Here is a 10,679-nt window from a genome sequence, read left to right as displayed (position 1 = left end):
ACCCGCTGTAAAAGCGGAACCGTTAGTGGCCGTTACCGCAAAAACGGATATGTACACCGGTAAAAAAACGTGGACCAACACTCCGCCTTCGCAAGCCGGTTTGCTCGAGAAGGCGGCCTGCCAGCCCACCGCTGGATTGCCTCCATCAACGCGTCCAAAAAAAACCGCAGCCCCACCCAAGGCCGCGGTTTTTACATCCCGCGCGATTATTGCTGCATCACTGTTGCCTGGTTGGTCGAGCCGTACTGCTGGATGGTGGCGGTCTGGTTCATGCCGCTCTGGTCGACACCGGCGGTGTTGCCGGTGCCGCCCTGGGTCACGTACGCCACGTTCATCGTATCGGCCTGTTTGACGGTGATCATGTTGTCGCTGCCGTACACCTGCTCGGTGTAGGCACGGTTAGCGCCGCCAGACTGGTCGAACTGGGTGGTGTTGCCAGAACCGGTCGTGCTGCCCATGGCCAGGTTGGTCTCGCCGCGCTGGTCGGAGATCAGCATGTTGTCGCTGCCGTTCTGTTCGAAGTACAGCTCGTTGTAGGTGTCGTCCTGTTTGATGGTGGTTTTGTTGCCGGTACCGGTCTGGTTCGTGGCCACTATATTATTGGCGCCATTCTGGGTGAAGTTGGCAACGTTGTCGTAGCCGTTCTGCTTGATGGTCGCGCGCTGGTTTTTGCCGAACTGGCCGCCGGCCTGCGGGCCTTTCCAGTTGCTGGCGTAGACCTTGTTGCCATCACCCACGGAGCTGGCATTGAGCACCTGGCTATCGCCATTCTGATAGGTGAAATGCACGTTGCCGTTGCCTTGTTGATACAGCGCCAGGGTCGAGCTGGTGGATTCGTACTGGTCGGCATAGATGGCGTTGAGGTTGCCGACCTGCAACACCGAAGCCACGTTGCTTTCACCGAAGCTCTGGTCAACCACGGTTTCGTTGGTGTTCCCGTATTGATTGATGGTGGCCTGGCTGGCGACCTGAGTCTCCTGCCAGACTTCGGTGCCGTTGCCGTCACCGTACTGGTTGATGCTCAGGTTGCCGCCCTGGCCGTTGCGCTGGTCGCCATAGGCATAGTTGCCATCGCCGTACTGGTTGATGTCCATCAGGGCGCCGTTGTGGGACACCTGTTCGGCGGTGCCATAGTTCTCGTTGCCGTGCTGGGTGACCGTCGCCTTGTTGCCCACGCCCACCTCCATCTGTTCAACGTTGGCCTCGTTGGCGTCACCGAACTGGAAGGTCTTGGCGGAGGCGCCGTCCTGGCTGCTCTGGTAGATGAATGAGAAGTTGCCGTTACCGTCCTGCTGCTGCAAGGCCTCGCTGCTACCCACGCCGATTGACTGACTGGCATGAGCGGTGTTGTACGTGCCGGACTGCAGCTGGTTGATGGTGCTGCCGTCTTCGTACAGTTGCTCGGCGTAACCGGCGTTGTAGCTGCCGTACTCGTTTTGATGGATGGTGCTGGTGGCGTTATCCTGAACGGCAGCCGCATTGTTCCCTTCACCCACCTGCTGCTGATTGGCAGTACTGGCCGGGGCCAGCTTCTGTTTCACATCGGCGATGTTGGCGGTGCCGTCCTGGAATTGGTCGGACACACTGTCTTCGGCCATCGCCTGGGCACTGACCATGACCAGGACCGCGGCGGTAAGGGGCGTCAATTTGAACATGATGGAGCCTCCAGGTGATGCAGTGTTTTAGCGATATTGTTTGACTGAAACGCTCATACCGTTCCCGGACTGGTTCACGGCGCTTTGCAGCCCCGTGCCGGCCTGGTCGATGCTGGCGCTGTTGTTATTGCCGTTCTGGGAGATCCGGGCACGGTTGTGGCTGCCGGTCTGGGTAATCGAGGCATCGTTGCCGGAGCCTTGCTGATTGATCATTGCCATGAGGTCACTTCCTTGTTGCAGGATGTAGGCTTCCTGGTTGCTACCCGATTGCACGATGGTGCCGAGCAACGACTGACCGTTCTGTTGCAACATTGCGACGTTGGCCTGGCCGTTCTGGTCGATCAGTGCGTGCTGGCCCACCGGTGATACCCATTCACCGAGATCGCCACCGGGACCGAGGTCATCGTTTTCCATTAAATCGTCAGCGCGCACGCCCACGCTGTTGCACAGCAGTAGCAGGCAGAGCAGGGTGGCGGTCGACGTTTTCATGGTCCTGTCCTTAGGGAGAAGCCGGCCCCATCAGCCAGCGTGGCTGATGGGGCGCGGGCTCAGTTGGCGATCACTGCAACCGTCCGCACGGAGCCTTGAGACGAGGTGATCGTGGCGGTCGGATTCGCCGATGGAACGACCGTGGTGATGTTGTTTACCGTCAACTTCCAGCGTCCATTCGGCGGTACGGTAGTGGTGCCCAGGGTGACCAGGCCGGTCGGTGTGGTGACCTTGACGGTGATGGTGTTACCGGTGGTCACCGATGAGGTGCCGGCAAAGTCCCAGGTGAAGCGGTTATTGGAGCGGGCGCTCACCGTTGAGGTGGTCACCGTGAAGGTTTCCGCCGCAGGCCGTGGTTGCACTTGCACCGTGACTGTCGCCGGTGATGTCGACCGGGCGCCGAGGCTGTCCTGGGCGATGTAGGTGAAGGTCGTGGTGAAGGCCGTGGTGACGGTGCCCGGTGGGGTGTAGGTGAGCACCGTGCCGTTACTGCTGACGGAGCCGCGTCCCGCCGCTGGTTGCGTGAAGCTGGCGACCGCTAGCGGCACGTTGCCTTCCGGATCGGTGTCGTTGGCCAGCACGCTGATTGGAATCGCTACACCCAGTGTCGTGACCCCGTCGGCGACTGCCACCGGAGGCCGGTTAGGCGCCACGCTAATGGTCACGGTTGCCGCGGTGGTCGAGGCCAGGCCTTTGGCATCCTGGGCCTTGTAGGTGAAGGTTGTGGTCAACGGTACATTGACGACCGCTGGCGGGGTGTAGACCACCGCCGTAGTGCCGCTCATTGCCACGGAGCCCTGTCCGGCAGCCGGCTGGGTCAACGCAGTGATGGTCAGTGGCATATTGCCGTCCGGGTCTCTGTCGTTGGTCAGCAGGTTGAGGGTAATCGGCACGCCAAAGCTGGTGCTGCCTGTATCGGCGACGGAGATCGGTGCCTGGTTCGCCCCGGTGTCCGGTGCAGTGCCGACGACTACGACCGGCTCGGTGTCACTGCCGCCAGCAGCGGATTTCACCGTAACGGTTGCAGGGGGTTGGGTCAGGTCGGCAACGGTCAGGCGTTGCAGGGTTCCAGCTTTCGATAGCCGTCCGTAGCCCTGGGCGACCATGTCCGGTACCACCACTTCGTCTGTGGAGGTGGCCTCGATCAGCAGGCTGTGGTTGCTCCAGTCGTAGCGAGCGGTCTGGATTTTCACCACGTCCGAGAGCTTGCTCGATACTGCGGTCGGGCGGGTGGTCCCGGTCGGGTCGGTGGCGGTGACCACCACGACCGGAGGCACGGTTGCGTTGCTCAACAGATGCTGAGCGAAGAACACACCGTTGTTATCGTTCACCATGTTGGTCTGGCACGGCGACACAGGCGGTCCGGGCACCAGGGCGATGCTTTCGCGCAAGCACAGGGTCGAACCGTTGGCGGCTTTGGCAAACACTTCGACCCGGGTGTTGGTGCCGCCCGTGCCAGCGGTGCGGCGATAGGTGGCACGGCTCATGTCCACCGCAGTTTGCGCGCGGCTGTCGAGCACCTTGCCGGACAGGGTGAAGAGGTTGGTCTGGATGGTCCCGGCCGGCCCCTGGATGCGCACGAAGTTGGTGTTGTTGGGGCTGCCGGTCACGGCTTCGGTGAGGTTCGGGTCGCCGACGAAGGTTTCGACGGCGCCAGTGTCCGGATTCACCGCGGTATAGGGGCCGTTGACGCTGCGCAGGAACGGCCCGATGGCACCGTTGACAGCGCCGCTGAAGTTACCCGGTGCACCGATGCCGACGTCCCGGGTGATATTGATCGCACGACGGCCGGGGCTGGTGACGTTGACCGTTTCCACGCCGTAGGGGTGGGTAATGGTGTAGGTCCCGGCAACGGGAATGTTCACCCGCATGCGAATCCGCGCGAAGCTGATCTGGTCGCCGTCGAGCGGGTTGCCGCCAGCGAAGGCAGCCTCGATCCCGGCGACATAGGCGTCCATGCCATAGCCGGCGGCGTTGTTGGGGATGGTGGTCTCGGCGAGGAACCAGAAGGCTTCGTCCGGCCAGTTATCCGGGAACACCATCGGCAGGGTGTCATCGAAAATGCCAGGTGTCGGCAGCAGGGTGCACATATAGGCCGGTGGCACACTGGCTGGCACCCGTGTGCTGACGGCTCGGGACTGGCACAGCTCCATCGACAGCAGATTCTTGTCCTGATACCAGATCGGGAATTTCCCGGTGGCAAAGGTGTAAGGGCCGGGATCGACGGCGGCAAGTTCTGCAAAAGCACTGCCGGACAGCGATAGAGTCAGTCCCAGGGCGTTGACCGCCAGGCGTGGCCATTTGTTCATGATGCCTCCTGATGAGGATCTGGGCATGTGAGCGTTCATTGCACGATGACCACTTCTTCGGTATCGCTGCCGCCATTGGCTGACGTCACGCGAACCTGGGCTGGCGGAATCGGCGAGATGCCGGTGGCCAGGGTTTTCACGGCGCCGTCGCCACTCAGGGCGCCGATGGCGAGACCGGTGCCGGTGGTCGCGGTGAGCACCGGTGGCGAGGTTTCATCGCTGGTGGAGGCCGTGATGCTGATTTGTCCGGTGCTCAGGCTGTATTCGGCGCGAGAGATCGTCACCAGGTCGGTCAGCGGCAGGGGCAAGGTGGTCGGCGTGCTGCTGGCAATGGCCAGGTGGTTGTCGGCGGTCACTTGCAAGGTGCTCGGCAGCGTCGGATTGTTCGGCGACTGTGCGTACCAGTGCCCGGTGGTGTTCGCTTCGGTGAAGTTCAGGACCGGGTTGTTAGTGTCCAGGGTCACGCTGGCCGGTGGCGGCGGGGCCAACACGAACACATCCTGCTGGGCCACCGGAGCGCTGGCGCCGGCATGCCGCGAGTAGGTGCTGCGCTCGGCGATCACCGGCGTCGGCCGGACCACCGTCGACAATTTGCCGGAAACGGCGAAGAGGTCGGTGCGCAAGTCCAGGCCATTGGGGCCTTCGATGCGCACGTAGTTGGTGTTGAACGGGCTGCCGGTGACGGCTTCGTTGAGGTTCGGGTCGCCGACGAACTGTTCGGCCTGGCCCGTGGCCGGGTTGGTCTCGGTATAGGGGCCCTTGACGCTGCGCAGGAACGGCCCGACGTCGCCCTTGAGCGCGCCGTCGTAGGTTTTCGGCGCACCGATGCCGATGTCCCGGGTCATGTTGATCGCCCGCCGGCCGGGGGTGTCGACGTTGAACACTTCGACGCCGTAGGGGTGGGTGACGACGTAAGTACCGGCGGTGGGCACGTCGACGCGAATGCGGATGCGGGCGAAACTGATCTGGTCGCCCTCCAGCGGATCACCGCCACTGAAGGCTGCTTCAAGCGCCGAGACATAGGTCAGGTCGATGCCTCGGGCGGCATCGACGATGGTTGTTTCACCAGTGGCCCAGAACGCTTCGTCGGGGAAGTTGGTCGGGAAGACCAGCGGTTTGGTGTCATCGAAAATACCGGGATTAGGGATCAACGAGCACATGTAAGTCGGTGCGCCCGGCGCACTGGCAACCCTGGAACTGACAGCTTTTGATAAACACAGGTCGAGGGTTCGACCGTGGCTGTCCTGATACCAGGCGGCGAAATTGCCATTGGCTGGCAGGTAGGGTCCGGGGTCTACGGCAAACAGCGCTGCCTGGGCGATGCCTTGGGCTAGAGCGGTCACGACCAGTGCGGTTGCGGTTTTGCACAGTAAAGGGTGCATGAGTATTCCCTCTATCGAAGTACCTGCCCCTTGGGGATGGGTCAGTTGGCAGTGAGTTGGCAACTTCCGTACCAATCAGCGAAAACGCCCGTGAGAGGTCCTAATTAAAGGCATTGGCGCAGTCGCGGGTAACCGAGCAACAAGCTGGAGATCGGGCGGTTGTCCCCAACATTGGGGGTACATGGGGTAGCGGGGCGGGTGGGGAATTGCAGCCCCCGGATTCGGGCAATCTGCGATGGGTGGGCTATAAACCTATAGGAAGGTTTCCGGGAACCGTGTCCATGACCACCATTGCCAAAGTACTTGCGACCGAAAGCGAGGTCCGCTTGAACACGCGCAAGCAGCCGTTCGATCTGCTGCGCTGGTTTTCGCTGATCAGCATGGCGGTGATCGGCACGGTGGCGGTGGCGCTGGGGGCGGTGTCCACGCGATTCGTGATTACCGAAAGCGTGCAGCGCGATGCGTTATTGACCTCGCAATTCATCCAGGCGATTGCCTCGGCCGAAGTGCGCCATGTGTCGATTCCCAACATCCGGACCATGGGCGAGTTGCTTGACCCCCGAAAGGACAAGGACTTTCCTGGCGTCGACCCGCTGACCCGTGCCAGTGTCCGTGATGAGTTCCTCGACCATATCGAAAATTTGCCGGACGTGATCCTGGCCAACATCTATGCACCCGACCGCATGGTGATCTGGTCGACCAACCCGGCCTTGATGGGCACCACGATCCATGCCGATGAAGACCTCGACCGGGCATTCAACTCGAAGACTCCCGTATCGACCAGTTACCACGATGTGGACAAATCCCGCATGGAGCAGAAGTTCGTGGTGCCCCCCAAATACATCTTCATCGAAAACTACATTCCCCTGTTCGATGCCGATGGCCACACCGTCACGGCGATGGTCGAGATCTACAAGGAACCGCAGGACCTGATCAGCCGTATGGAGCGCGGCCTGGTGCTGATCTGGCTGGCGACCGCGCTGGGCGGCGGTCTTATTTACCTGGGGCTGTACTGGATCGTGCGACGCGCGGCGATCCTGCTGGCGATGCAGCAGAAGCAATTGATCACCAGTGAAACCTTCGTGGCGCNCTGGCTGGCGACCGCGCTGGGCGGCGGTCTTATTTACCTGGGGCTGTACTGGATCGTGCGACGCGCGGCGATCCTGCTGGCGATGCAGCAGAAGCAATTGATCACCAGTGAAACCTTCGTGGCGCTGGGGGAAATGTCCTCGGCGGTCGCCCACAGCCTGCGCAACCCGCTGGCGACCATCCGTTCCAGCGCCGAGCTGGCGATAGAGTTCGACAGCGGTCCGGCACACGGCAACATCAACGACATCATTGGCCAGGTCGATCGCATGTCGACATGGGTCCGCGAATTGCTCCAGTCCCTGCGACCGCTCAATGACGAGGCTGAACCCGTGAACCTGGTGGCGGCACTGCATGACAGCCTGATGGCTTACGAACATCAGATCAGCAGGGCCAAGGTCAAGGTGGTGTTCGAACCGGACCAGACGCCCATGGTCCTGAGCCAGCAGGTGCAACTGACCCAGATCCTCAACAGCCTGCTGTCCAACGCAGTGGAAGCCATGGACAACGGCGGTACGCTGACCATCCAGATCGAGCCGCGCGATGCCCAGGGCGTCAGCGTGAGGGTGAGCGATACCGGCAAAGGCATGAACGAAGAGCAGCGCACCATGGCCTTCCGGCCGTTCTTCACCACCAAGCAGGGCGGGCTGGGCGTCGGGCTGGTGCTGGTCAAGCGGATCATGGAGCGTTTTGGCGGTGTGGTGACCCTCGATAGCCGCGAAGGAGAGGGCACCACTGTCCGTCTGTCGTTTAAGTTGGTCCCCTGATAACGGGGATGAACTATCCCCGTTAGCGGGTGTCAATCCCCGGTCATTTTCGCGCTCATGGCGTATTGATGTTTATAAGTCATTGTTTTATCAAGATTTAATACTTATGTATTAAATAGTTACAAGATTGGCGAGGTCCTTGCAAAACCACCATCACCCCCTTCATTACTTCGAGGCGGCTGGTGATGGAAAGAAAAGCGCGGTACAGCTTCAAACGTTTAGGACTGCTAACGCCATTGGGCGTCTTACTGACAATGACGCTGGGCACAGCGACATTGCACGCCAGCCCCATCGATGACGAGCGACAGCCGGAACCTACTGATCCTTCGGCATATTACGATGAGCCCGCTGAGCCGGCGGGGCTGAATGCCATTTTGAGCATGCCGGAGGCCAACCAGGATGCCTTCGATCTGCCTGGCGGGGTCAAGGGCTCAAAGACTACCACCCAGGTGGAAAACAGACTTCCGCCGGCACAGGAAACCAGTTTCAACTACCCCACCAATGGCAAGCCCAGCCCGCTGTTCGGCGCGCAGCCATTTACCCAGCAATTGATGTTGTTCGAGGAGTTCGGACCGGAAAAACTCGATCCCACCACACCCTCGGCACCGCTGCCGTTTCCAGCGCCCGCCATTGGCCCGTTGCCACAACAGGACCCCACCAGTGCGGCACGCAGCGCCCCCCCTACGGCTGCGCTCGACACCTTCCTGCGCCAACCGGGGCTGACGCCGTTTCCGAGCCAGTATTCCAACTCGGTCGACCGCAACCCGTGGCAGGCGCAGATCGAGTATTTCCTCAACCGCCATATCGGTTCTTCGGCTGAAGGTCGCCCACCAGGAAAGGGCTGGTCGCACCAGCGCTGGAACGAGTTCTACCCGCAAAAAGCCTACAAGACCGTGCAGACCGGTGCGCGGACCAACGGTGGTATTCGCGACAGCCATCAGATGCACGGCTATGCCGTGGGCGAGTTCGGCCCCGGTGGCCTGTATCACAACGTTGCCGGCGTACCGGCAACGGACGGCACCTCCAAGGGTATCGATGCGCGCTTCCACCCGAACATGCCGGTGCAGAACCACAACTCGGTGTGGACCTTCGACGGCACCTTGCCGCCAAAACTGTTGATGGTGCGTTACGGCCAACCGGTACTGATGCGTCACTACAACGGCTTGCCCATCGATCCGGGCGCGAACATGGGGTTTGGCCTGCACACCATCACCACCCACGAACACAACGGTCACGCACCGGCGGAAAGCGACGGCTATGCCAACGCGTTCTTCTTTCCGGGGCAGTATTACGACTATCGCTGGCCGATCCAGTTGGCCGGTTATGACAGCATCAACACCACCGCCCAGGATCCGCGTGCGGCGTTCCCTTGCGCGCCAGGTGAAACCCTGTGGACCAACGACGGCAGCCCGGGCCTGAAAACCTGCGACCACGGCACCATCAAGATCCGTGGCGACTGGCGCGAAACCATGAGCACCCACTGGTTCCACGACCACATGCTCGATTTCACCGCGCAGAACGTCTACAAGGGCAACGCGGCGATGATGAACTACTACAGCGCCCTGGACCGTGGCAACGAATCGGTGAACGATGGTGTCAACCTGCGTTTCCCCAGCGGCAGCGCCTTGCCTTGGGGTAACCGTGACTACGACATCAACCTGCTGGTGGCCGACAAGGCCTGGGACCAGACCGGTCAATTGTGGTTCAACCCGTTCAACACCGACGGCTTCCTCGGTGACCAGGTACTGGTCAACTGGCAGTGGAAACCGACCCTGGACGTGCGCGCCCGCAGCTACCGGTTCCGCATCCTCAACGGTTCGGTATCGCGCTACTACAAACTGGCCCTCGTGCGTGAAATCAAAGGCAACAGCGGCGAATTCCAGGGCCCCAGCGGTTCCGGTGTGTCCTATGCCCGGGTGCCGTTCCACATGATCGCCAACGATGGCAACATCATGGAACACAGCGTGCCCTTCGACGGCACCATGGACCTGGACGGCGACGGCGACAAACAGAACCACAACGCGATCCTGCCTACCCAGGGTATTGCCGAACGGTTCGACATCATCGTCAACTTTGCGAAAAACGGCATCAAGCCAGGGGACAAGATCTTCTTCGTCAACCTGCTGGTGCACGATGATGGCAAAGGCCCGAAAGAACCGGTGGCACTGGCGGACGTGCTGTCGGAAAAATACCTGGCGGTGATCAAGCAAGGCAGCAAGGGACCGCAGTGGGACAGGGGTGACCCGGCGGTGGGCAAGATCCTGCAACTCAACGTCAAGGCCTACACCGGCCAGGACCTGGCCATGGACCCGGCGCTGTACGAACCGGCCAAACCGGGCAAGGCTGAAGGCCTGGTGATGATCCCGCTGAAGATCCATCGCGACAACCCTGCGGACAAGGCTCTGCTGGCCCAGGCCCGCCATCGCACCTTCATCTTCGGCCGCTCCGACGGCACTGATGAGGCGCCCTGGACGGTCAAGACCGATGGTGGCTTCGGCTACCACATGGATCCACGCCGCTTGAGTGCCGCCACTCACCTGGCCAGCGGTCCGACCGACGCCGGGACCACCGGGTTCGGCACCCTGGAGGTCTGGAACATCAGGCTCGGCGGCAGTGGCTGGAGCCATCCGGTGCATGTGCACTTCGAGGAAGGGATCATCCTCAGTCGCGGCGGCAAGGCTCCGCCAGAGTGGGAAAAATGGGCGCGCAAGGACGTGTACCGCATCGGTTCGGAAAAAGACGGCCTGGACAACGTAGAGATGGCGATCAACTTCCGTGAATTCGCCGGGACCTACATGGAGCACTGCCACAACACCCAGCACGAGGACAACTCCATGCTGCTGCGTTGGGACATTGAACATCCGGGGCAATTCCAGTTGATGCCGACGCCACTGCCAAGCTGGGACGGGGTGCGCTACGTGAGATCCGCCGCACTGCCTACCTACAGCACCGGTGACGGCGTCGGTCCTAAAGTGGCAGTCAAACCTTGAA

General features: G+C 61.3%; 5 protein-coding genes and 2 pseudogenes. 3 read left to right on the top strand and 4 right to left on the bottom strand.

The window, feature by feature from the left end; translation table 11 throughout:
- Positions 1–206 precede the first annotated feature (206 nt).
- The 4 genes from ACLD1X_RS23825 to ACLD1X_RS23810 are packed head-to-tail and all read right to left on the bottom strand — an operon-like array spanning position 207 to position 5,835.
- Positions 207–1,655, bottom strand: coding sequence for a curlin (locus tag ACLD1X_RS23825; protein WP_429371857.1), 1,449 nt, complete (start codon positions 1,653–1,655; stop codon positions 207–209).
- Positions 1,656–1,682: 27 nt separating this feature from the next.
- The gene (locus tag ACLD1X_RS23820; protein WP_429371855.1) at positions 1,683–2,144 is read right to left on the bottom strand and encodes a curlin; all 462 of its coding nucleotides are present in this window, start codon (positions 2,142–2,144) and stop codon (positions 1,683–1,685) included.
- Positions 2,145–2,203: 59 nt separating this feature from the next.
- The gene (locus tag ACLD1X_RS23815) at positions 2,204–4,453 is read right to left on the bottom strand and encodes an Ig-like domain-containing protein (protein WP_429371853.1); all 2,250 of its coding nucleotides are present in this window, start codon (positions 4,451–4,453) and stop codon (positions 2,204–2,206) included.
- 35 nt (positions 4,454–4,488) lie between these two features.
- Complete coding sequence (locus ACLD1X_RS23810) at positions 4,489–5,835, bottom strand: hypothetical protein (protein WP_429371851.1); 1,347 nt, start codon at positions 5,833–5,835, stop codon at positions 4,489–4,491.
- 281 nt (positions 5,836–6,116) lie between these two features.
- Here ACLD1X_RS23810 and ACLD1X_RS23805 point away from each other — a divergent pair.
- From ACLD1X_RS23805 to ACLD1X_RS23795, 3 genes and pseudogenes are all read left to right on the top strand, one after another.
- Positions 6,117–6,908: pseudogene (locus ACLD1X_RS23805) on the top strand (two-component sensor histidine kinase); the annotation flags it as partial.
- Between the two features lie 9 nt (positions 6,909–6,917).
- Positions 6,918–7,688 (top strand): annotated as a pseudogene (locus ACLD1X_RS23800) (sensor histidine kinase); the annotation flags it as partial.
- 185 nt (positions 7,689–7,873) lie between these two features.
- Positions 7,874–10,678 carry a multicopper oxidase domain-containing protein gene (locus tag ACLD1X_RS23795; RefSeq protein ID WP_429371849.1) on the top strand — a complete coding sequence of 935 codons (2,805 nt, stop codon included), beginning with the start codon at positions 7,874–7,876 and terminating at the stop codon, positions 10,676–10,678.
- Position 10,679 lies beyond the last annotated feature (1 nt).

This window comes from Pseudomonas sp. 18173, assembly GCF_050432945.1.
Taxonomy (GTDB): Bacteria; Pseudomonadota; Gammaproteobacteria; order Pseudomonadales; family Pseudomonadaceae; genus Aquipseudomonas.
Note: the sequence above shows the minus strand (reverse complement) of the source record. Positions and strands in the feature narration are given on the sequence as shown.